Below are 23,514 nucleotides of genomic sequence, written 5' to 3'. Positions count from 1 at the left end.
GCCGCCGCGTACGGGGCGGTGGGCCGCCGGACAGGGGCCCGCCGGGCAGGAGTCGGCCGGGCCGGGAGCAGGCAGGTCCTCGGCCGTCGCGCCACCGGCCGGTGCCTCCGGCCCGGACGCACGTCCGGCCCGCTCCGGCAGCGGCGCCGGGGGCCTGGGCCCGTAGCGCTCACGCCGTGGTCCCGAGGAGGTAGACGTGGGCAGCGCCGGCGGCGGCGACCGAGGCCAGCAGGCCCGCGAACTCGCCCGGGGCAGCGGCCAGGGCGGCGGTGTGGGCGTCGGCGGTGCGCTTCTCCGCGGTGGCCAGCGCGGCGAAGGCCTCCGCCGGGTCCGCGGGCACCGCCTCCCCGCCGCGCTTCTCCGCAGGCGGCGGGGGAGCGGCGTCGGCGCGGTCGCCGGAGCCCTCCGTCCCCGCGCCCGGGCCCGGGGACGCGGCCCGGGTGTCCGCGGGCAGGCCGCGGGCCAGCGCGGCCACGTGCTGCGCCACCTCCGCGCGCAGCGGGCCGAGCGCCGTGACCTGGCCGGGGTGGGCCGCGATCGTCGCGTCGTAGCGGCGCAGCAGCGCGCGCGACTCCGCCGCGGCCCGGCGCCGGAGCCGTTCGGTACGGGCGGGGTCGGCGCCCCCGTCGTCGCCGCCGTCTCCGGAACAGCCTGCGGTAGTGCCTGTCGCCGCCAGCCCGGCGGCACCGGCCAGCACGGTCCTTCTCGCCGGGAGTCCCTTGATCCGCACGAGCCGAGCGTACCGGTGGGCAACGCACCGGTCGTGGAGCGGATACGCTTTGACCGGACACGTGACGTCACACAACAGCACACGCGGCCGAGGAGTCACCCGGATGAGCACCACCCAGAACGAGAGGCTGCGGGATCTGCTGGAGCCGCTCGTCAAGGAACGCGGCCTCGATTTGGAGGAGATCGCGCTCACCCCGGCGGGCAGGCGGCGTGTCCTGCGGGTCGTGGTCGACGCCGACGGCGGCGTGGGCCTCGACACCTGCGCGGAGTTGAGCCGGCGCGTCGCGGAGGAGCTGGACGTCTCCGACGCCATGGGCGACCACCCGTACGTCCTGGAAGTCACGTCTCCGGGTACGGACCGCCCGCTGACCCTGCCGCGCCACTACCGTCGTGCCGCGGACCGAATGGTCAAGGTGCAGCTACGGGAGGGCGGCGAGGTCGTGGGACGCATCACCGCGGTGGACGACGCGGGAGTCGACCTGCAGGTGCCGGGGGTGAAGGGCCGCAAGCCCAGCGCCCGGCGGCTGGAGTTCGGCGAGATCGCCGGGGCCCGCGTCGAGATCGAGTTCAACCGCAAGGTGACGAAGGACGAGGAGGGCTCGTAGCAGTGGACATCGACATGAGCGCCCTGCGCGGCTTGGTACGGGAGAAGGAGATCTCCTTCGACCTGCTGGTCGAGGCGATCGAGTCGGCCCTCCTCATCGCGTACCACCGCACCGAGGGCAGCCGGCAGCAGGCCCGGGTGGAGCTGAACCGGGAGACCGGGCACGTCACCGTGTGGGCCAAGGAGGACCCGGACGACGTGCCTGAGGGCGGGGAGGCCCGCGAGTTCGACGACACCCCGTCGGGTTTCGGCCGGATCGCCGCCACCACCGCGAAGCAGGTCATCCTGCAGCGGCTGCGGGACGCCGAGGAGGAGATCACCTTCGGCGAGTACGCGGGCCGCGAGGGCGACATCGTCACGGGCATGGTGCAGCAGGGCAAGGACCCGAACAACGTGCTGGTCGACATCGGCCGGCTGGAGGCCATCCTGCCCGTGCAGGAGCAGGTGCCGGGCGAGGACTACAAGCACGGCACCCGGCTGCGCACGTACGTGGTGCGGGTGACCAAGGGCGTACGCGGCCCGTCCGTGACCCTCTCGCGCACACATCCGAACCTGGTGAAGAAGCTCTTCGCGCTGGAGGTGCCGGAGATCGCCGACGGCTCGGTGGAGATCGCGGCCATCGCGCGCGAGGCCGGGCACCGCACCAAGATCGCGGTACGGTCCACGCGCTCCGGGCTGAACGCGAAGGGCGCCTGCATCGGCCCGATGGGCGGCCGCGTGCGCAACGTGATGGCCGAGCTGGGCGGCGAGAAGATCGACATCGTCGACTGGTCCGACGAGCCGGGCGACCTGGTCGCCAACGCGCTGTCGCCGGCGCGGGTGACCAAGGTCGACATCGTCGACCTGGCGGCGCGCTCGGCCCGGGTGACGGTGCCGGACTACCAGCTCTCCCTGGCGATCGGCAAGGAAGGCCAGAACGCCCGGCTGGCGGCCCGGCTGACGGGCTGGCGCATCGACATCCGCCCCGACACCGAGCAGCCGGCGGACTGACGAGGGGTTCCGGGCCGGACGGCCCGGAACCCGCTTTCCGGGCCGGGGGCCGGGGCCGCGGAAACCGGGTCGCATCACGGGGAGTGGATCACGTATCGTCGGGCCCGCCGCGGGCTGCGCGTTGCCCTGGGCGAGAACAGGCGTTCGATCGGCCCCCCGAAAGGGTGCCCGCCGGCCGTGGAGGTAGACTTGAGCGTGTCTGGCCGGACGCGCGCCCGGGGCTGCCCCGAGCGCACCTGCGTGGGGTGCCGGGTGCGTGCGACCAAAGGCGATCTGCTGCGTGTGGTGGAGGTCGGCGGCGCGTGCGTCCCCGATCCCCGCGGTACGCTGCCCGGCCGGGGCGCTTATCTGCACCCCGTCAAGGCATGCCTCGACCTGGCGGTCCGCCGCCGGGCGTTCGTCCGGGCCCTGCGGGCCCGGGGGCCGCTCGGCACCGCAGACGTGGACCGCTTCGTGGAGCAGCAGGCCGTGGAGGCAGACATGAGCACGAAGAACACGAGCGCCGCGCGGAACCCCGCGCGGCCAGGTACCTCGCGAGTCGGAAGTGGGTCGAGATTGCGATGAGCACTCGATGAGTACGCGATGAGTACGCCCATGCAGAAGTAGCGACGGTCCGGCGGACACCCCCGGACCAGAAGGAGCGAAGTGGCTAAGGTCCGGGTATACGAACTCGCCAAGGAGTTCGGCGTCGAGAGCAAGGTCGTCATGGCCAAGCTCCAAGAACTTGGCGAATTCGTCCGCTCGGCGTCCTCGACCATCGAGGCGCCGGTCGTACGCAAACTGACTGACGCATTCCAGTCCGGCAACGGCTCGGCATCGGCCAAGCCCGCCGGCAAGCCCGCAGCGCCGAAGAAGGCCGCCGCCAAGCCCGGCGTCCCCGGCGCACCCGCGGCGAAGCCCGCCCCCGTCAAGCCCGAGCAGGCCGCGGAGCGCAAGCCCGCGCCGCGCCCGGGCGCCGACGCCGGCAGGCCCGCGCCCGCCCCGGCGGCGCCCCGTCCGGCTCCGGGCCCGACCCCGCCGGCGCAGAAGGCCCCGGCCCCGGCGCCCGAGGCGCCGGAGTTCACCGCACCCCCCGCAGCGGACCGCGGCGGCGCCCCGAAGCCCGGCGTGAAGCCGGGTCCGCGGCCGCCCGCCCCCGCGCGCGGCGGCGGTGCCGGCCAGGGTCAGGGCGGTGGCCAGGCCGGTGGCGGCGGTGGCCGTCCCGGCGGTGCCCGCTCCGGCGGGCCCGGCCCGCGTCCCGGCGGTAGGCCCGCGGGCCCGCGCCCGGGCAACAACCCGTTCACGTCCAGCGGCTCCACCGGCATGGCCCGCCCGCAGGCCCCGCGCCCGCAGGCCCCCCGCCCCGGCGGCGGCGGCCAGGGCGGCGCGCAGGGCGGTGGCCCGCGCCCGCAGACGCCGGGCGGCTCCCGGCCCACCCCGGGCGGCATGCCCCGGCCGCAGGGCGGCCAGGGCGGCGGCCCGCGTCCCGGCGGCCCGCGCCCGAACCCCGGCATGATGCCGCAGCGTCCCGCCCCCAGCGGGCGCCCCGGCGCCCCGGCCGGCGGTCGTCCCGGCGGCGGTGGCCGTCCGGGCGGCGGCGGTCCCGGCGGTCGTCCCGGTGGCGGCGGCGGTGGCGGCGGTCGTCCCGGCGGTGGCGGCGGCTTCGGCGGTCGTCCCGGTGGCGGCGGCGGTGGCGGCGGCTTCGGCGGCCGTCCCGGCGGCGGTGGCGGCGGTGGCCGTCCCGGCTTCGGCGGCCGTCCCGGCGGTCCCGGTGGCCGCGGCGGCACGCAGGGCGCCTTCGGGCGTCCGGGCGGTCCCGCGCGCCGCGGTCGCAAGTCGAAGCGGCAGCGCCGCCAGGAGTACGAGCAGATGCAGGCGCCGTCCATCGGCGGCGTGATGCTCCCGCGCGGCAAGGGCGAGACGGTCCGTCTCTCCCGCGGCGCGTCGCTCACCGACTTCGCGGAGAAGATCAACGCCAACCCGGCGTCCCTGGTCCAGGTGATGTTCAACCTGGGCGAGATGGTCACCGCGACGCAGTCCGTCTCCGACGAGACGCTGCACCTCCTGGGCGAGGAGATGAACTACACCGTCCAGGTCGTCAGCCCGGAGGAGGAGGACCGCGAGCTGCTCGACTCGTTCGACATCGAGTTCGGCGAGGACGAGGGCGGCGAGGAAGCGCTCGTGGCGCGGCCCCCGGTGGTCACCGTCATGGGTCACGTCGACCACGGCAAGACGCGCCTGCTGGACGCGATCCGCAAGACCAACGTCCTGGAGGGCGAGGCCGGCGGTATCACCCAGCACATCGGCGCGTACCAGGTGGCGACCGACGTCAACGGCGAGGAGCGCCGGATCACCTTCATCGACACCCCGGGCCACGAGGCGTTCACCGCCATGCGTGCCCGCGGTGCGAAGGCGACCGACATCGCGATCCTCGTGGTCGCGGCCAACGACGGCGTGATGCCGCAGACGGTCGAGGCGCTGAACCACGCCAAGGCGGCCGACGTGCCGATCGTCGTCGCGGTCAACAAGATCGACGTCGAGGGTTCGGACCCGACGAAGGTGCGCGGCCAGCTCACCGAGTACGGGCTGGTGGCCGAGGAGTTCGGCGGCGAGACGATGTTCGTCGACATCTCCGCCAAGCAGGGCCTGCACATCGAGAACCTGCTGGAGGCCGTCGTCCTCACCGCGGACGCCAGCCTGGACCTGCGCGCGAACCCGGAGCAGGCCGCCGAGGGCATCGCGATCGAGGCCCACCTCGACCGCGGCCGCGGCGCCCTGGCGACCGTGCTGGTCCAGCGCGGCACGCTGCGCGTCGGGGACACGATGGTCGTCGGCGACGCCTACGGCCGCGTGCGCGCCATGCTCGACGACCTGGGCAACCCCCTGGACGAGGTCGGTCCTTCGACCCCCGCCCAGGTGCTCGGTCTGACCAGCGTCCCCGGCGCCGGGGACAACTTCCTGGTGGTCGAGGAGGACCGTACGGCCCGCCAGATCGCCGAGAAGCGCGCCGCGCGCGAGCGCAACGCCGCCTTCGCCAAGCGCACCCGCCGGGTGTCGCTGGAGGACCTGGACAAGGTGCTCAAGGCCGGCGAGGTGCAGCAGCTCAACCTCATCATCAAGGGCGACGCGGCGGGTTCCGTCGAGGCGCTGGAGTCCTCGCTCATGCAGCTGGACGTCGGTGAAGAGGTCGACCTGCGCGTGCTGCACCGCGGCGTCGGTGCGGTCACCGAGACCGACATCGACCTGGCCACGGGCTCGGACGCGATCGTGATCGGCTTCAACGTCCGCGCCGAGGGCCGGGCGACGCAGATGGCCGAGCGCGAGGGCGTCGACGTCCGGTACTACTCGGTGATCTACCAGGTCATCGAGGAGATCGAGGCCGCGCTGAAGGGCATGCTCAAGCCGGAGTACGAGGAGGTGGAGCTCGGCACCGCCGAGATCCGCGAGGTCTTCCGCTCCTCCAAGCTGGGCAACATCGCCGGTGTTCTCATCCGCTCCGGCGAGGTCAAGCGCAACACCAAGGCCCGGGTCATCCGCGACGGCAAGGTGGTCGCGGAGAACCTCAACATCGAGGGCCTGCGCCGCTTCAAGGACGACGTCACCGAGATCCGCGAAGGCTTCGAGGGCGGTATCAACCTCGGAAACTACAACGACATCAAGGTGGACGACGTCATCGCGACGTACGAGATGCGCGAGAAGCCGCGCGCCTGACCAGTAGCACCGTCGGCAGGGGGCGGCCCTTCGCGAAGGGCCGCCCCCTCGCCGCCACTCCATCCCGTATATCCCGTACCGGCGGGTGATCCGGACACACGTGTACGTAGGGACGCTTTCCTGCGACTTCCTCCTCGGCGACGTACGGTCGCTGAAGGAGAAGCGCTCCGTCGTCCGCCCGATCGTCGCGGAGCTGATCCGCAAGTACGCGGTCACCGCCGCGGAGGTCGGGCACCAGGATCTGCACCGCCGGGCCGTGATCGGTCTGGCGACGGTCTCCGGGGACGCCGGGCACCTCACCGAGACGCTGGACCGGTGCGAGCGGATGCTCGCCGCCCGGCCGGAGGTGGAGCTGCTGTCCGTACGGCGGCGGATCCACCACGAAGACGACGAGTAGACAAGTGGGCAAGGAGACGGACCAGTGGCCGACAACGCACGGGCGAAGCGCTTGGCGGACCTCATCCGTGAGGTCGTGGCCGAGAAGCTGCAGCGGGGGATCAAGGACCCGCGGCTCGGCTCCCGGGTGACCATCACCGACACGCGCGTCACCGGTGACCTGCGGGAGGCGACCGTCTTCTACACGGTGTACGGCGACGACGAGGAGCGGGCGCAGGCGGCCAAGGGGCTGGAGAGCGCCAAGGGCGTGCTGCGCTCGGCGGTCGGCGCCGCCGCCGGGGTGAAGTTCACGCCCACGCTGGCATTCATGCCGGACGCGCTGCCCGAGAACGCCAAGAACATCGACGACGTGCTGGAGCGCGCCCGGCTCCAGGACGAGCAGGTGCGCAGCGCCGCCGCGGGCGCGGAGTACGCGGCGGGGGCGGACCCGTACAAGCGGGACCGGGACGACGAGGACGCGGACGACGCGAACGGCACCGACGCCGCGGATGCCGCGGACGACGGGGCGGACCGCGGCGCGCCGGGCTCCGGTGCTGCCCGCGGTGACACGGACGGGGGCCCGGCGGGGGCATGAAGGGGAAGTCGACCGGCCCGGACGGCCTTGTCATCGTCGACAAGCCGGCCGGGCTGACCTCGCACGACGTCGTCGGCCGGCTGCGCCGGCTGGCCCGTACCCGGCGCGTCGGCCACGCCGGGACGCTGGACCCGATGGCGACGGGCGTGCTCGTCGTCGGCGTGGAGAAGGCGACCCGGCTGCTGGGCCATCTCGCGCTCACCGACAAGGAGTACCGGGCCACGATCCGGCTCGGTCAGACGACGGTCACCGACGACGCCGAGGGCGACGTCACCGCCGCCGCCGACGCCGGCGACCTGCCGCCCGGTGCGGTCGACGCCGGCATCGCCGGGCTGACCGGCGACATCATGCAGGTGCCGTCGGCCGTCAGCGCGATCAAGGTGGACGGCAAGCGGTCGTACAAGCGGGTGCTCGACGGCGAGGCCGTGGAGCTGCCGGCGCGGCCGGTGACCGTCAGCACGTTCGTGCTGCACGAGGTGCGGGCGGCGGTCGCCGGGGACGGTACGCGGGTGACGGACCTGGACGTGACGGTGGTGTGCTCCTCCGGCACGTATATCCGCGCCCTGGCCCGCGACCTCGGCGCCGAACTGGGCGTCGGCGGCCACCTCACCGCGCTGCGCCGCACCCGCGTGGGCCCGTACGGGCTGGACGGGGCGCGGACGCTGGAGCAGTTGGAGGAGCGGCTCGACGTGCTGCCGATCGGTGACGCGGCGGCGGCGGCCTTCCCGCGCTGGGACGTGGACGCCGAGCAGGCCCGGCTGCTGTCGCACGGGGTGCGGCTGGCGGTGCCGGCGGAGCTGGCGGAGGGGCCGAACGCGGTGTTCGGTCCCGACGGGCGGTTCCTGGCGCTGGTGGAGCCGGCCGGCGGGCGGGCGAAGGCGCTCGCGGTCTTCGCGTAGCCCGCGGGGCTCCCGCCGGGGGGTGTGACCGCCGCTCCGGGTGTCCGCGGCGGCCTGGATTCCGCCGAACGGGTGCCCCGGGGGGCGCATCGCGCCATTCGTCGTTTCCCGTGATCAGCCGGTGGCAAGCCATGCCCTGGGGCCCACCCGGGGAGGCTGGTCGTTGCCGTATTCATCGCCGCCGCCGCGCGCGCCCGGCACCGTCGTACGCATCCGCGACCTCGCCGGCCGCCCGCGGGGCACCGGATTCCTCGTGGACGCCGAGGGCACCGTGCTCACCAGCCACGAGGCCGTGGACGGGCTCGCCCGGCTGGTGCTGCACGCGCCCGGCGACGAGCACACCTGGCTGATCGAGTCCGCGGACGTCACGTCGCTGCCCGGTGCGGACCTGGCGGTCGTACGGGCCCGGGGGCTGGCCGGCGCCCGGCCGTTCGCGCTCGCCGCCGCGGTGCCCGACGACGGCACGGAGGTGGCCGTCGCGCTGCCCGGGACGCGGGTGCCGGGTCGGGTGGTGGCCGCGGCCACGGCGACGTACACCGCGACCGACCGCTACCACCTCGTCGAGGGCGTGCTGCAACTCGCCCTCGGCCCGCACGAGTCGCTGCACCCGGGCGGCGAGGCGAGCGGCGCGCCGGTGCTGGACGCCGCGAGCGGCGCGGTGGTCGCGGTGGTCGGCACCGCGCTGCACGCGGACCGCGGCGGGGTGGCCCACGCGCTGCCGCTGCGCGGGGCGGCGGACGACGCGGCGGGGACGCTCGGGGCGGTGCTGGACCGGGGCGGGGCGCAGGTGGCGGCGTACGGACGGGACTTGAACCTGGCGGGGGCGGTGGAGCTGGGGGAGGCGAGCGGTGGTGCGTTCGCGGGAGCGGGGGGTATCGGGGGAGCCGGGCGCTTCGGGGGAGCGGAGGGTTTCGCGGGGGCCGGGGGAGCCGCGGGAGTTGCCGCTGCGGACCGGGTCGTGCGGGCCGGGGCCGCCGCGGTCGCCCGCGGTGCTGCGGGCGCGGGCGTCGCCCTGGGCCGGGGAGCCTGCGTCGTCGCGGCACCACCGGGGGCCGGGGGCCCTCTCGCGCATGTGTGGGGACCGCCCGCGGAACGGCGGGGTGTGGTGGCGGAGTTCGGCCGGTTCTTCGCCGGTGCCGCGCACGTCCTCGCGCTCGTCGGCGAGCCCGGCAGCGGCCGGTCCGCCGCACTCGCCGGGCTCGCCGCCCGCCGCGCCGCCGGCCGCACTCCCGCGCCGTCGGTGCGCCTGCGGGGCGCGGATCTGAAGGTCGCGGACGCGGGCGTACGGGATGCCGTGTCCCGGGCGCTGCGCGACGCCGCGCGGGTGGTGGCCGGTACGGCGGGGGACGGCGGCTGCGCGGGCGACCCGGCGACGGCCACCCCGGAGGCGGTCGCGGCGCAAGCGCACGTCGCGGGGCGGCCGTTGCTCGTCGTGCTCGACGGCCCGGAGGAGATGCCGCCGGTGCTGGCGGCGTCGCTGGCGGACTGGACGGCGCACACGGCGCGGTGGCTGGACGAGCACGGCGTACGGCTGGTGCTGGCGTGCCGCCCGGAGTACTGGGAGCGGGCGGGCGCGCTGTTCCCCGCGGGGATGCTGCACGCGGGGCAGCCGGGGCCGGACACGCTGCCGCCGTGCGTACCGCTGGGGGACTTCACCCCGGCGGAGGCGGCCCGCGCCCGTACCCGCTACGGCATCCCCGCGACCGCCCTCCACCCGGCGGACGCCGCCCACCCGCTGACGCTGCGGCTCCTGGCGGAGGTCCGCGCGGCACTGCCGCGGGGCGACGGGGAGAGGCCGGGGGGAGACGCGGCCGCGCCGGGCGGTGGAGGGCTGCGGCGGTGGGAGGTGTTCGAGTCGTATCTCGCGCTCGTCTGCCTGCGCATCGCCGAGCGGCTCGCCCGCGGCGCCGGGCCCGCGGCTCCCCGCGGGGCCGCCGTCGGGCGGCTCGCCGCGTACGTCGCCGGGCAGGCGCACGAGGCGGCGCGGCGGTGCCTGGGGCCGGGGCAGGGGGAGTTGGAGCGGGCGGCGTTCGAGGAGCTGTTCCCGTGGCGGATGCCGGACCACATCGCCGGGCTCACCGGGTGGGCCGACGCGGTGCTCGCCGAAGGGCTGCTGGTGCCCGCGGGTGCCGGCTACCGCTTCGCGCACGAGGGGTTCGCCGACTGGCTGCAGGGCGCGCACCTCGACGTCGACGCCGCCCTCGCCGTCCTCGTCCACCGCACGTCCGAGCGCTGGCGCCCCGGCGACCTGCCGTCCTCCGCGGACGGCGGCGCCGGCCGGCGCGCGCTGCCGGTGCCGCCACACCGCGTCGGGGCGTGCGTCGAGGCGCTGCTCCTGCTGGAACGGCGGTACGGCCGTACGGAGTTGGGGCACCGGCTGACGGACCTGCTGGGCGCCGTCGGCGCCGCCGTCAGCCGGCGCCCGGCGTTCCCGGAGCCCGGATCCGGCCCGTACCCGGCGGCCGACGGCGGCTGGTGGGGCGCCCACCTGCTCCGCGACACCCTGCTGCGCGTGCCCGACGCCCGCCCGTACCGGCACGTGCTTCGCCGCCTCGCCGTCTGCGTCGCCGGCCACGCCGCCCGCTGCGGCGGCACCGCCGGGCTCCCCGACGTGCTCGCCCCCTTCGGCCCGTCGTTCACCGCCCGGCTGCCCCTCCCGCTCGCCGACCGCCTCGACCTGCTGCGCATCCTCGTACCCGCCGACACCCGCCGCCCGTCCGCGTACCTGACCGCCGCAGGGGACCTGCTGCGCGCCGACCCGACCGCCGCGCAGCCGCTCCTCGTCGCCTGGTTCGACGACGAACGCGCGCTGCCCGCCGGGGGCGCCACCGTCGCCGACGCCGCGCAGGCCCTCCTCCACACCCACCGCGCCCGCGCCGTCGACGACCTCGCCGACACCCTCGTGGCCAGTGCCCACCCGCGCGCCGCCGAACTCCTCGCCGCGCTCGCCGAGGACGAGCCGTCCGCCCTGTGCCGTGCCGTGGACCGCTGGGCGCGCGACCCCCGCGCGCGGCGGCGGGCCGCCGCGGCCGCGTACGCGCAGGCGACCGCCCCGCACGCCCGCGGCACCGCCGACCGCGCGCTCCTCCGCTACGCCGCCGAAGCCCTGCTCACCCGCGCCGGTGACGACACCCTCCACGGCCCCGCCCTCGCCGTGCTGCTCCGCGACCCCGACAGCCGCGCCGCGCACCTCGACCGCGCCCTGGACCTCCTCGCCGCCGACGACCCGCACCTCGCGCCCGCCGACCTCGCTCCCGCGCTCGCCACCCACCCCGGGCCGGTGCTCGACGCCTTCCGCGACCGCCTCCACCGTCCCGGCAGCGGCGCCGCCGACGTGCTGGCCGCCCTCGCCGGGGTCCGCGCCCCGGCCCCGGCGCTCGCGCGCGGCGCCGCGGACCTCGTCCGCGAGTACGTCGACCACCATCCCGAAGGCGCCGCGGCCGCCGCCGACTTCGTCGACCGACGGCTGGAGCACGGGCCGGGCGACCGCGCCGTGCTCATCCCGCTCGCCGTGGAACTGCTGACCGCGCACTCGCCGGTGGTACGCCGCGCACTCGCCCCGGTCGTCGCCGAGCCGGGCACCCCCGCCTCCCACGCGCTGCGCCGCGAACTGCTGGACGTGCTCCTGGACCGCGAGCGCGAACCTGCCGTGCTCGACGCGCTGCTCGCCGCCGTCGGCCGTACCGCGGCCGGGCGCGCGGAGCCGGGCACGCGGGACCTCGTCCAGCGCGTGGGGCTGCTGCTGTCCCGTACGCCCGAGGGGGCGGCCGTCTTCGACCGGCGGCTGGTGGCGCTCGCCGCCGAGCTGCCCGCGTTCGCGGAGCAACTGCGCGGCTGGCTGGCCGCGGACCGGGACGCCTGGGCCGCGGTGCTCGGGCCGAGCGCGCAGCTCGCCGTGGGCACGTCGCACCCGCGCCGCGCGTCCTGAGCCCGTACCCCCGCGGCACCGGAACCGGCCGTCCCGCGGGGCCCGACCGGCGCCCGGGTCCTGCGCCGGGCCGCGAGCATGGCAGTCTTGTGTTCCACAATCCTGCACGGGCAGGCACGGCAACGGCGGACCGAGGAGCGGGCACAGTGCAGCGCTGGCGTGGCTTGGAGGACATCCCCGAGGGGTGGGGGCGCAGCGTCGTCACCATCGGCTCGTTCGACGGCGTGCACCGCGGCCACCAGCTCATCATCGGCCGGACGGTGGCGCGGGCCCGGGAGCTGGGCGTGCAGTCCGTCGTCGTGACCTTCGACCCGCACCCCACGGAGGTCGTACGCCCCGGCAGCCACCCCCCGCTGCTGGCCGCGCACCACCGGCGGGCGGAGCTGATGGCGGACCTCGGCGTGGACGCGTTGCTGATCCTGCCGTTCACCGCGGAGTTCTCGAAGCTGTCGCCCGCGGACTTCGTGGTCAAGGTGCTGGTCGACAAGTTGCACGCGCAGTGCGTGGTGGAGGGCCCCAACTTCCGCTTCGGCCACAAGGCCGCCGGCGACGTCGCGTTCCTCGCCTCGCTCGGCGGGACGTACGACTACGCGGTGGACGTCGTCGACCTCCAGGTCAGCGGCACCGCGGGCGGCGGCGAGCCGTTCTCCTCCACCCTCGCCCGCCGGCTGATCGCCGAGGGCGACGTCGCGGGGGCGGCGGAGGTGCTGGGCCGGCCGCACCGGGTCGAGGGCATCGTCGTACGGGGCGCGCAGCGCGGCCGGGAGCTGGGCTTCCCCACCGCCAACCTGGAGACCCTGCCGCACACCGCGGTCCCCGCGGACGGGGTGTACGCGGGCTGGCTGGACGCGGGCGGCGAGCGGATGCCGGCGGCGGTCTCGGTGGGGACGAACCCGCAGTTCGACGGCACGGAGCGGACGGTGGAGGCGTACGCGCTCGACCGCGACGACCTCGACCTGTACGGCATGCACGTGGCGGTCGACTTCCTCGCCTTCGTCCGCGGCCAGGAGCGCTTCGAGACGGTCGAGGACCTGAAGACCCAGATGCGCCGAGACGTCGACACCTGCCGCGAACTGACCACGCCCCGCTGATTCCGGGGCCGACCGGCCCGACACGCACAGGACACCGTTGCCGTCACCGCCGATCCGCCTCGGGACGGCGTCGGCTGCGACTGACACCGTCCCGGCGGCGGTGCTATCCCGGCGGTGCCGCCGCCGGCGTCGCGTTCAGGTGGCAGGCCACTCCCGGGGTGGTTCCGTCCAGTACCGGCAGGTCCGTGCCGCGGCAGGCGTCGGCCACGCCCGCCTTCGCCGCCTCGCCGGAGGCGAGCTGTTGGCAGCGGGCGTGGAACCGGCACCCGCCCGGGATCCGCGCCGGGTCCGGCGGCTCCCCGGTCAGCACCACCGGCGGCGTCCCCGACTCCGGCAGCACCGACAGCAGGGCCTTCGTGTAGGGGTGCCGCGGCGCCGTCAGCACCTCCTCCACCGGCCCCGCCTCCACGATCCGGCCCAGGTACATCACCGCCACCCGGTCCGCGATGTTCCACGCGAGCCCCAGGTCGTGCGTGACGACCAGTGCGGACAGCCCCAGTTGGTCGCGCAGCCGCAGCAGCAGCGCCAGGATCTCGCCGCGCACCGACGCGTCGAGCGAGGCCACCGGCTCGTCGGCGACGATCAGCTCCGGGTCCAGGACGAGGGCGCCGGCGATGACGACGCGCTGCCGCTGCCCGCCGGACAGCTCGTGCGGGTAGCGCAGGAAGAACCGCTCCGGCGGGCGCAGCCCGGCGCGGGAGAGCGCGGAGGCCACGACGGCGCGCTCGTCGCCGCGGTGGCCGTGGATGCGCAGGCCCTCGGCGACGGCGTCGTAGACGGTGTGCCGGGGGTTGAGCGACCCGCTGGGGTCCTGGAGGACGAGCTGCACGCGCCGGCGGTACGCCTTGAGGGCCCGGCTGCCGTACGCCAGCCGCGAGCCGCGGAACGAGACCGCGCCCGCGGTGGGGCGGACCAGGCCGAGGAGCGCGCGGGCCAGGGTGGTCTTGCCGCAGCCGGACTCGCCGACGAGGGCGACGATCTCGCCCGTGCCGACGGCCAGGTTCACCCCGTCGACGGCCCGCGCGGCGGGTGCGCCGTGCCGGCCGGGGAAGACGACCTTCAGGCCCTCGGCGGCGAGCAGCGGCCCGGCGGCGGCGCCGTGGTCGCGTCCCGGCGCCGCGGCCGTGTCCTTCCGTACGCCGGCGTCCGCCTCCCCGGCCGTGCCGCCCGTGCGGGCCGCGTCCGGGGCGTCCGCCGTTTCCTTGCGTACGGCCGCCGTCTTCGCCGTCTCCGCCGACTCCCCGCTCACCGTGCCTCCTTGACGCTGTCCACGTGTACGCACGCCGCCCGCCGCCCCGGGCCCGCCTCCCGCAGCCGCGGGTCGTCCGCCGCGCAGGTCTCCAGCGCCACCGGGCAGCGCGGGTGGAACGCGCAGCCCGGCGGCAGCCGGGCCGGGTCCGGCGGGTCGCCGGGCAGGCCCTGCGGGGCGCGGCGGTCCGCGGCGCGGCCGACGGTCGGGAACGCCGCCGCCAGCGCGCCGCTGTACGGGTGCTCCGCCGCCGTGAACACCCGCTGCGCCGGGCCCTCCTCGACGATCCGGCCCGCATACATGACGGCCAGCCGGTCGCAGGTGTCGGAGAGCACCGCCAGGTCGTGGCTGATCATCAGCAGGCTGATGCCCTGGTCGGCGACGAGCCGCTCGATGAGCCGCAGGATCTGCGCCTGGATCATCACGTCCAGCGCCGTCGTCGGCTCGTCGGCGACGATCAGCCGCGGGTCGCACGCCAGCGCCATCGCGATCATCACCCGCTGCCGCTGTCCGCCGGACAGCTCGTGCGGGTACGCGCCGCCCCGGGCGGCCGGCAGTCCGACCTGCTCCAGCAGCCCCTCGGCGCGCCGCCGGGCGGCGGCCGGCGAGGTCTCCAGCCGGTGCAGCAGGATCGGCTCGGCGATCTGGTCGCGGACGCGGTGGACGGCGTTGAGGGAGTGCATCGCGCCCTGGAAGACGATCGACGCCCCCGCCCAGCGCACCGCGCGCAGCCGCCCCCACGACATGGTGAGCACGTCCTCGCCGTCGAGCAGGATCTCCCCGGAGAGCCGCGCCGAGCGCGGCAGCAGCCGCAGCAGTGCCAGCGCCAGGGTCGACTTGCCGCAGCCCGACTCGCCGGCGAGGCCGAGTTTCTGCCCGGCTTCCAGGCCGAGGTCGACGCCGCGCACCGCGGGGACGGCGGCGGCGCCCGTTCCGTACGTCACGTGCAGGTCGCGCACGTCGAGGAGCGTCACTTCGCCACCCCCAGCTTCGGGTTGAGCACGGATTCCAGTGCGCGTCCCGACAGCGTGAAGCACAGCGCGACGACCGCGATGGCGATGCCCGGCGGCACCAGGAACGACCAGTGCCCGGAGCTGATCGCGCCCGCCTCGCGGGCGTCCTGGAGCATGCCGCCCCAGGAGATGACCTGCGGGTCGCCGAGGCCGAGGAACGCGAGCGTCGCCTCGGTGAGGATGGCCTCGGAGATGACCAGCGTGGTCTGCGCGAGGACCAGCGGCATCACGTTCGGCAGCACGTGCCGGAGCATGATGTGGGTGTGGCCGCCGCCGAGCGCCCGGGCGCGTTCGACGTACGGGCGTGCCTCGATGGCCAGCGTCTGGGCCCGGACCAGCCGGGCGGTCTTGGGCCAGGCGGCCACGCCGATGGCGATGATCACCGTGGTGACCGACCGGGACATCACCGTCGCCAGCACGATGGCCAGCACCAGCGTCGGCATGACGAGGAAGAAGTCCGTGACGCGCATGAGCACGCCGGACAGCCAGCCGCCGTAGTGGCCGGCGACCATCCCGACGAGGGTGCCGATGCCGACGGTCAGCGCGGCGGCCAGCAGCCCGACGGTGAGCGAGATGCGTGCGCCGTGGACCAGGAGGTCGAGCACCGAGCGGCCGAACTGGTCGGTGCCCAGCGGGAACTCGGTGCTGGGGTCCTCCAGCGCCGTGCCCGGCGCGTCGGTGACGCTGTCGGCGTCGGCGCCGACGAGCAGCGGCGCGGCCAGCGCCACGAACGCGATGACGACGAGCGCGACGAGGCCCACGAGCCCCGCGCGCTGCCTGCGGTACGCGCGCCAGAAGCGGGCCGCCGACCGGCGCCGGCGCGCGCGGGCCAGCGCCCGCGGGTCGGCGGCGGCGGGTTCCGCCGAGGGCCGGGAGGCGGGCTCCGGGCCCGGGTCCTTGCCCAGTGCTTCCGTACTCATCGGCCCACCCGGGGATCGAACAGCGGATAGATCAGGTCGGCGACCACGCTCGCCAGGATCATCGAGCCCGCGTAGACGATGAACAGGCCCTGGATCAGCGGCAGGTCGGGGACGCTCAGCGCCTGGTAGAACAGCCCGCCCAGGCCCGGCCAGGAGAAGACCGTCTCGACCAGGATGGAGCCGGCCGCGATGAACCCGAGGTTGACGAAGACGAGTGTGATCGTCGGCAGCATCGCGTTGGGCACGGCGTGCCGGCGGCGTACGAGGTCATCGCGCAGCCCCTTGGCGCGGGCGGCCGTCAGGTAGTCGCTGCCCATCTCGTCGAGCAGCGAGGAGCGCATGACCAGCAGCGTCTGCGCGTAGCACGCGGCCACGAGGGTGAGCACCGGCAGGAACATGTGGTGGACCACGTCCACGACGTACGCGATGCCGTGCTCGCCGCCCGACTCCATGCCGCCGGTGGGGAACAGCCCGGGGATGGGGCCGATGCCGACGGAGAAGACGATGATGAGCAGCATCCCGAGCCAGAAGTGCGGCACCGACCACAGGGTGAGCGCGACGCTCGTGTTGACCTTGTCGCCGAGCCCGCCGTGCCGCCAGGCCGCGCGGGTGCCCAGCCAGAGGCCGAGCGCGCTGTAGAGGACCACGGCCGTGCCGGTGAGCAGCAGGGTGGCCGGCACGCGCTCCCGGATGAGGTCGAGGACCGGCTCGTTGAACTGGTACGAGTCGCCGAGGTTGCCGGTCAGCGCGTCGCCGACGTACTGCGTGAACTGCTCCCACAGCGGCAGGTCGAGACCGTAGTGGCGGCGCAGCGCGGCGAGTTGCTCGGCGTCGACCTTGCGGCCGTGCGTCATCGTCTTGACCGGGTCGCCGGGGATGATCCGGAAGAGGAAGAAGCTGGTGACGAGGATGGCGAAGAGGGAGACCGCGGCGCCGGCGAGCTTGCCCGCCACGTAGCTGAGGTAGGCGCGGCGGGAACTGCCCGCGGCGCCGCGGGCGTCGGGCGCCGTTTTCACGGCGGCGGAGGTGACGGGTGGGTCTGCCGTAGACATGGCCCTCGCTTTGCTGGGGGTGCCGTCCGGGGGTGCGTGGCGCGGGGTGGGGTGGTGGGTGCGGTCGGGCGGTGGGTGCGGTCCGGCGGGGTGTCCCGGCGCGGCGGGCGCCGGACGCCCCGGGGGCGAGGGTGCGTACGGGCTACTCGCGGTCCTCCGCGGTCGCCCGCCGGCGCATCGTGAAGACCACGCCCGCCGCGACCACCACCGCGACCGCCGCGCCGCCGCCGAGCACCACGCCCATCGCCGAGCCGCCGTCGTCGTCGGACGCCTCGGCGGCGGGGACCGCGGTGGCCCAGCTCCAGGAGCCGTCCTGGCCCCAGATGTTGCCGTTGCCCGCGGGCATCGCGGTGATCGACTCGATGTGGTCGGTGCGGTACGCCTCCACGGAGTTCGGGTACGCCAGCACGTTCATGTACCCGGTGTCGTAGAGCACCGACTGCATCTCCCGGACTATCTCCGCGCGCTTTCCCGGGTCGTCGTACGCGGCCAGCTGCTCCGCGTAGAGCCGGTCGTAGTCCTTGTTGCAGATGAAGTTGTCCGTCTGCCCGACGACGTCCTCCGACTCCGGCAGCGCGGCACAGGTGTGGATGGCGAGGACGAAGTCCGGGTCCGGGTTGACGGACCAGCCGTCGAAGGCGAGGTCGTACTCGCCGGCCACCCACGGGTCGCCGACGTTGTCCAGGCACTGCAGGTCCAGGCCGATGCCCAGCGCGCCCCACCACTCCTCCAGGAACTTGCCCGCCGCCTTGTCCCTGGCGTCGGTGGAGTGGCACAGCATCCGCAGGTCCAGCGGCTTGCCGTCCTTGCCGACGCGCTTGCCGTCCTTGAGCTTGTAGCCCGCCTGGTCCAGCAGCCGCGCCGCCTTCGCCGGGTCGTAGCCGATCTTCTGCTCGGCCGACGGCTTCCAGTGGTAGTCGCCGAAGCGCGGCGGGATGTAGCCCTCGCCCTCGACGCCGTGCCCCTGCAGCACCTTGTCCACTATCACCTCGCGGTCCACCGCGAGGAACAGCGCCTCGCGCACCCGCGGGTCGAGCAGCGCCGGATGTCCGTCGCCGAACTTGCGGCCCTTGACGTCCCGGGCACCGGGGTTGGTCGCGATGGCCCAGAAGCGCCGGCCCTGGCCGTCGTTGACCTTGATGTCGGGCTGGCCCTCCAGCGACGCGGCGTGCGCGGGCGTCAGGTCCGGCACGAAGGACACCTCGCCCTTGCGCAGGGCGGCGACGGCGGCGTCGGTTTCCTTGTAGTACTTGAACCTCAGCTCGTCGAACTTCGGCTTGCCCCGCCAGAAGTCCGGGTTCGGCTCGAAGGTGACGTACGAGTCGGTCTTGAAGCCCGTCAGTATGTACGGGCCGCTGCTCACGACCGGGAAGTCGGAGTCGTTGTTGAACTTCCCGAGGTCCTCGACGTCCTGCCAGACGTGCTTGGGCACGATCGGCAGGTCCATCGAGTTCATCGTCGCCTGCGGCTCCTTCAGCTCCACGACGAGCGTGCGGGCGTCGGGCGCCGAGACCTTCGCGAAGTTGGCGACGTACGAGCCGTTGGCCGCGCCGGCGGCCTCGTCGGTCATCATCGTGTGGAACGTCCAGCGGGCGTCCTCGGCGGTCAGCGGCTTGCCGTCGGACCACTTCACGCCGTCGCGCATGGTGTACGTCCACGTTTTGCCCGCGTTCGAGGGCTCCCACTTCTCGGCCAGCCCCGGGATGGGCTCCTGTGTCTTGACGTCGTAGTTGACGAGGGAGTCGTACATCAGCCGGTTCAGGCTCGTGGCCACGAGGGTGACCGCGAGGAACGGGCTGAGGGAGTCGACGCTCTGCGCGACGGCGGCCGTCAGGACGGCCTTGTCGCCGTCGCCGTCGCCGCCGTCGTCCTGGGCGGACTTGGCCGCGGCCGGGCCGGCGGCGGTGGCCGCGATCAGCGCGAGGGCCGCGGCGCCCGCGCCGAGTACGCGGCGCAGCCGGCGGCCGGGGCGGCCGGCGCGGGCGGCGGGTGTCGGTCGGTGGAGTGGGCCGGGTGTCGGGGCGTTCTCGTCGGTGGGCTGCATGACACCTCGCGGGCTGAAGGGGGCGGGATGCCGGCTGACCGGCCTGGGGTCGGGTCTGTCTAGCGAGGTTGGTCTAAACATGTCAACGACCGTGACCGGCCTGTACGAGGGCGATACCCGGCTGAAACGCGAATGAGGCCCGCGCCTTCAAAAAGGCTGCGGGCCTCATTGGTTCAACCCAATGGCGGCAGGCCGGGCGGGCTCCCGTCCGGGGCCGCCGGTGGGTGCCGCCGACGCGTCACCCGTACGGGCTCGGTCCTGACTGCGCCTGCGACGGGCCGGTGCCGGGCGCACCACCCGGATAGCCGCCGCCGCCCGGGTACCCCCCGCCCGCGCCGTAGCCGCCGGCGCCGTCCGCGCCGCCGCCCTGGCCCGGCAGCGGCGGCATCGCGTGCGGCGGCTGCTGGCCGCCCTCGCCGGTCCACAGGCCCTGCGCCTGCTGGGCGCGGGTGAAGTCCTCGGCGACGAGCGCGGCGAGGTTGAAGTACGCCTCCTTGGTCTTCGGCCGCATCATCGTCAGGTCCAGCTCGGCACCGGCCGACAGGTGCTCGTCGAACGGGATCACCTGCACCGCGCGGGTGCGCTGCTTGAAGTGGTTGACGATGTCGTCGATCTTGATCATCTTGGCGGTCTCGCGGACGCCGGAGATGACCGTGATGCTCCGCGACACCAGGTCGGCGTAGCCGTGGGCGTGCAGCCAGTCCAGCGTGGTGCTGGCGCTGGACGCGCCGTCGACGGACGGCGTGGCCACGACGATGAGCTGGTCGGCGAGGTCCAGCACGCCGCGCATGGCGCTGTAGAGCAGGCCGGTGCCGGAGTCGGTGAGGATCACCGGGTACTGCTTGCCGAGCACGTCGATGACGCGGCGGTAGTCCTCGTCGTTGAACGTCGTGGAGACCGCCGGGTCGACGTCGTTGGCCAGGATCTCCAGGCCGGACGGCGCCTGCGAGGTGAACCGGCGGATGTCCATGTAGCTGTTCAGGTACGGGATCGCCGTCACCAGGTCGCGGATCGTGGCGCCCGTCTCGCGGCGCACCCGGCGGCCCAGCGTGCCCGCGTCCGGGTTGGCGTCGATCGCGATGACCTTGTCCTGCCGCTCGGCGGCGAGGGTCGCGCCGAGCGCGGTGGTCGTCGTGGTCTTGCCGACGCCGCCCTTGAGGGAGATCACGGCGATGCGGTAGCACGACAGCACCGGCGTGCGGACGAGGGCGATCTTGCGCTGCCGCTCCTCCTCGGCCGCCTTGCCGCCGAGCTTGAACCGGGACAGGCCGCCGCGCTCCGACTTGCGCTGCGGCTTGTGCTTGTCGTGCAGCAGCTGCTCGGAGGACAGCTCGACCGCGGCGGTGTAGCCGAGGGGCGCGTTGTGCACCGGCTGGCGGCGCTGCTCCGGTGTGACCTCGGGCCAGCCGCCGGACCGCGGGTCGCCACCGGGCTGGGCGGGCGGTGCCGGGGACGTGGCGGGGGAGAGGGCGCCCTGGCCGGGCGGGCCGGACGGGGAGCCGCCGGCGGGCGGGAGGCCGGGAGGCTGGTGGCCGGGCTGCTGGGCGGGGTAGCCGGGCTGCTGGCCGGGCTGGGCCTGCTGCTGGGGCTGGCCGGGGAGACCCGGGTAGGCGCCGGGCTGACCGGGCTGCTGGCCCGGCTGCGCCGGCTGACCGGGCTGGCCCGGCTGGTTCTGCTGGCCGGGCAGGCTCTGCTGTCCGGGCTGTCCGGGCTGTCCGGGCTGGCCCTGCTGTCCGGGCTGGGCGCCGGGCGGCTGGGGCCAGCCGTAACCGCCCTGCGGGGCGCGGGAGTCGGGGTGCTGGCCGGCCGGGGCCACGGGCACGCCGGAGGGCGACGCCACGGTCCAGCCGGGCGGCGGCTCCGCGGCGGGCCCGGAGCGGGGCGCCTCGCCGGCGGCGGCGGGCGCGGGCGGGGTGTGCGGGGCCGGGAGCCGGCTGCCGGGCGCGGAGTACGCGCCGGGGGCGCCGGGCGGGGCGGCCGGAGCGGCCGAGGCCGGGGGCGCCGGGGCGTGGGCGCCGGCCGGCGGCGCGGACGGCGCCGGGGAGGCGCCCGCGGACTCCGGGGCGGTGCCGGGCGCCGGGGCGCCGGGCGGGACGGCGCCCGGAGCGGGCTGGGCCTGGTACGGCTGCTGCGGCGGTACGGCGCCCGGCGGGGCGGAGGGCGCCGCCGGGGGAGCCGCGGGAGGCTGCGGCGCGGCCTGCTCCGGTGCCGGCTGCGCGGCGGGCGACTGCCAGGGTGCGCCGGCGGCGGGCGGCGGGCCGGACGGCAGGTCCGACGCCGGGGGGCGCTGCTGCTCGGCGGCGGGGAACTGCGGGGGGAGCGGCGGCAGCGCCGTCGGCGAGGCGGACGCGTCGGGGGCGGGCGCGGGCGCCCACGGGTTCGCGCCGGCCGGCGCGCGGTCCGTCGCGTACGGGCTGGCCTGCGGCGGCGCGTCCTGCGGCTCGTCGTCGCGGGCGGGTGCGGCGTCGGCCGGCACCCGGTCCTGCACCTCGGGTGCGGTCGGCACGGCGTCGTTCGGCTCGTCGTCCGCGGGCGTACGGTCCTGGACCTCGGCCGCCTGCGCGCGCAGCGAGGCGGGCGAGAAGCGCATCGTCGCGCCGCTCACCACGTCGCCCTTGTCCTGGTCGCCGCGCGCCTCGTCGGTCCCGTCGCTGTCGTCGCGGTCGTCCTGCGCCGCGGCGGGCGGCGCGTGGGCGACGAGCGGGGTCAGCGTGCGCGTGGCGTCGTCCCGGTACGGGGCGGGCGTACTCGCGTCGTCAGGTTCCGGCCGCGGGGGCGGCGCGAACTGCGGTGCGGGGAAGGCCGCGTCGGCCGCGGGCGCGTCACCGGTGTCCGGCTCCGCGGCGGGCAGCGCCTCGGGCACGGGCGGCCACGCGGCACCGGCCGCCGGGGTCTCGGGGCCCTCGTCGGTGCCGTCCGCGGCCGCGTCGGTCCCGGCGTCCGCGGCCTCCTGAGTGCCGGCGAACGAAGGCCACGCGGAGCCGGACTCCGCGGGCTCCTCGGTGTCCGCCTCGGGCACGCTGCTGCGCCAGTGGCCGCCGGACGAAGCGCCGGTCGCGTCCACCGACGTCGCTTCGGCGGCTGCGGCGGGCTCGGCGGTTTCGCCGTCGTCCGCCTCCGCGGCGGACGCGAACGGCCAGCCCGTACCCGCGTCGGACGCCTCGCCCGCACCCGTGTCCGCGGACGGCGCTGCCGTGCTGTGCCAGTCGGTGCCGGATGCCCCGGCTTCCGCTTCGGGGGCCTCGTCGGTCCCGTCGGTGTCCGCGGTGGCCGCGGCCGGTTCGTCGTCGTCCTCGGTCCCGTCCGCGGACGTGCTCGCGGAGGGGAAGGGCCAGCCCGACCCCGAGTCGGTGCTGTGCCACGTGTCGTCGTCCCGGTCGGCCTCGTCCGCCTCCGCGGCGGGGGCCGCCTCCGGGAGGGCGGGCCAGTCGGCGCCGGACGCGGAGCCGTCGTCGGCGGACGCCTCGGCGGCGGACCACTCCGCACCGGTGCCACCGTCGTCGTCCGCGCCGACCGTCGCGTCCGCGGACTCCGCCGTGGCTCCGGCGGACTCGTCGTCCGTCCCGGCACCGGCGGAGCCGGAGTCCTGCTCGTCGTACGCCGCCGGCGCCGCGGAGGCGCCGCCTCCGTACCAACTCGGCGCGCTCGCCGGGGACGACGTGAAGTCCTCGGACTCCGCCGCGGCCACGCCGCCGGCATCCTCGTCGTCGTCCGCCTCGGCCCCGGGGGCCGCCGGAGCCATCGGCAGCGCGGCGAACGCCACCGCGGCCGGGTCCGTCGCCGCCGTCAGCGGCGGGGAGTCGTCCTCCGCCGCGTACGCCTCGTCCTGGTCGTCGTCGTCCTGCGCGCCGTCCCTGTCGTCGTCCCGGTCGGCGTCCGCGGCCAGGTCCGCGGCGGCGGCCGCCGGCGACTCCTCCGCCGCCCGGGGCTCCGGCACCGTGCCGGTCTCCGGCGGCTCGTCCGGCAGCGTCAGCAGGAACGGCGGCGGGGTCATCGACTCCGGCACCGGTCCCGGGGCGGGTGCATGGGCGGCGGTGAAGCCGTTGGGCAACGGGGGCATCGCCGAGCCGGACTGGGACGAGCCGGTGCCCGCCTCCTCGTCGTGCCCGGTGCTCGGCGGCGGCACCCCCTGGGTGTACCAGGCGGTGGGCGCAGGGCTGGTGGTGAACTCGCCCGTGCCCTCCTGCTCCGTGCCGGTCCGCTCGACATCGGGGCTGGTCCGGCCCGCGCCGTTCTCGTCCCGATCGCTGCTCACTGTGCCTCCCGAATCCCCTCGCAGCACGGCGGTCATGCCGGCGCATGCCCGGTGCCGTGTGCTTCTCCCACCCTAAGGGG

The 23,514-nt window shown here is 75.8% G+C and carries 15 protein-coding genes and 1 pseudogene; 9 read left to right on the top strand and 7 right to left on the bottom strand.

Annotated elements, in window-relative coordinates; genetic code table 11:
- Positions 1-169: 169 nt before the first annotated feature.
- Positions 170-697: a hypothetical protein gene (locus tag LG396_RS10915; protein WP_225794842.1), complete on the bottom strand. Its 528-nt coding sequence runs from the start codon at positions 695-697 to the stop codon at positions 170-172.
- A 136-nt stretch (positions 698-833) separates the two neighbouring features.
- On the opposite strand from LG396_RS10915, the gene rimP reads away from it, so the two are divergent.
- The 9 genes and pseudogenes from rimP to LG396_RS10870 all read left to right on the top strand — a co-directional run bounded on the left by rimP (position 834) and on the right by LG396_RS10870 (position 12,901).
- A complete protein-coding gene (gene rimP / locus LG396_RS10910; protein ID WP_037743484.1) occupies positions 834-1,334 on the top strand; it encodes a ribosome maturation factor RimP in 501 nt (166 codons plus the stop codon).
- A 2-nt stretch (positions 1,335-1,336) separates the two neighbouring features.
- Positions 1,337-2,323, top strand: coding sequence for a transcription termination factor NusA (gene nusA, locus LG396_RS10905; RefSeq protein WP_037743486.1), 987 nt, complete (start codon positions 1,337-1,339; stop codon positions 2,321-2,323).
- Between the two features lie 195 nt (positions 2,324-2,518).
- A pseudogene (locus LG396_RS10900) lies at positions 2,519-2,785 on the top strand (YlxR family protein); the annotation flags it as partial.
- Positions 2,786-2,968: 183 nt separating this feature from the next.
- Complete coding sequence (gene infB, locus LG396_RS10895) at positions 2,969-6,013, top strand: translation initiation factor IF-2 (RefSeq protein ID WP_018839987.1); 3,045 nt, start codon at positions 2,969-2,971, stop codon at positions 6,011-6,013.
- Between the two features lie 100 nt (positions 6,014-6,113).
- Positions 6,114-6,410 (top strand): DUF503 domain-containing protein, encoded by a 297-nt coding sequence (locus LG396_RS10890; RefSeq protein WP_100298608.1) that lies wholly within the window; start codon positions 6,114-6,116, stop codon positions 6,408-6,410.
- A gap of 24 nt (positions 6,411-6,434) precedes the next feature.
- Positions 6,435-6,983 carry a 30S ribosome-binding factor RbfA gene (gene rbfA, locus LG396_RS10885; RefSeq protein ID WP_018839989.1) on the top strand — a complete coding sequence of 183 codons (549 nt, stop codon included), beginning with the start codon at positions 6,435-6,437 and terminating at the stop codon, positions 6,981-6,983.
- Positions 6,980-7,882, top strand: coding sequence for a tRNA pseudouridine(55) synthase TruB (truB, locus tag LG396_RS10880; protein ID WP_037743491.1), 903 nt, complete (start codon positions 6,980-6,982; stop codon positions 7,880-7,882). Before rbfA ends, truB begins: the two co-directional genes overlap by 4 nt.
- A gap of 163 nt (positions 7,883-8,045) precedes the next feature.
- Positions 8,046-11,810 carry a trypsin-like peptidase domain-containing protein gene (locus LG396_RS10875; RefSeq protein ID WP_225794604.1) on the top strand — a complete coding sequence of 1,255 codons (3,765 nt, stop codon included), beginning with the start codon at positions 8,046-8,048 and terminating at the stop codon, positions 11,808-11,810.
- A gap of 146 nt (positions 11,811-11,956) precedes the next feature.
- Positions 11,957-12,901 (top strand): bifunctional riboflavin kinase/FAD synthetase, encoded by a 945-nt coding sequence (locus tag LG396_RS10870; protein WP_225794603.1) that lies wholly within the window; start codon positions 11,957-11,959, stop codon positions 12,899-12,901.
- Positions 12,902-13,004: 103 nt separating this feature from the next.
- Here the strand turns inward: LG396_RS10870 and LG396_RS10865 are convergent, their stop codons facing one another.
- From LG396_RS10865 to LG396_RS10840, 6 genes are all read right to left on the bottom strand, one after another.
- Positions 13,005-14,150, bottom strand: coding sequence for an ABC transporter ATP-binding protein (locus LG396_RS10865; RefSeq protein ID WP_372483486.1), 1,146 nt, complete (start codon positions 14,148-14,150; stop codon positions 13,005-13,007).
- Positions 14,147-15,124, bottom strand: coding sequence for an ABC transporter ATP-binding protein (locus LG396_RS10860; protein ID WP_018839994.1), 978 nt, complete (start codon positions 15,122-15,124; stop codon positions 14,147-14,149). Before LG396_RS10860 ends, LG396_RS10865 begins: the two co-directional genes overlap by 4 nt.
- On the bottom strand, positions 15,121-16,083 hold the full coding sequence (locus LG396_RS10855; RefSeq protein WP_100298600.1) for an ABC transporter permease: 963 nt from the start codon (positions 16,081-16,083) through the stop codon (positions 15,121-15,123). The genes LG396_RS10860 and LG396_RS10855 overlap by 4 nt, the downstream gene beginning before the upstream one ends.
- Positions 16,080-17,135 carry an ABC transporter permease gene (locus LG396_RS10850; RefSeq protein WP_037743508.1) on the bottom strand — a complete coding sequence of 352 codons (1,056 nt, stop codon included), beginning with the start codon at positions 17,133-17,135 and terminating at the stop codon, positions 16,080-16,082. The genes LG396_RS10855 and LG396_RS10850 overlap by 4 nt, the downstream gene beginning before the upstream one ends.
- A gap of 142 nt (positions 17,136-17,277) precedes the next feature.
- Entirely contained in the window at positions 17,278-19,179 is a 1,902-nt protein-coding gene (locus LG396_RS10845) for an ABC transporter substrate-binding protein (protein WP_225794602.1), read from the bottom strand.
- Between the two features lie 238 nt (positions 19,180-19,417).
- Positions 19,418-23,434 carry a nucleotide-binding protein gene (locus LG396_RS10840; RefSeq protein ID WP_225794601.1) on the bottom strand — a complete coding sequence of 1,339 codons (4,017 nt, stop codon included), beginning with the start codon at positions 23,432-23,434 and terminating at the stop codon, positions 19,418-19,420.
- Between the last annotated feature and the right edge of the window lie 80 nt (positions 23,435-23,514).

Source organism: Streptomyces aculeolatus (assembly GCF_020400605.1).
Lineage (GTDB): Bacteria > Actinomycetota > Actinomycetes > Streptomycetales > Streptomycetaceae > Streptomyces > Streptomyces aculeolatus.
Note: the sequence above shows the minus strand (reverse complement) of the source record. Positions and strands in the feature narration are given on the sequence as shown.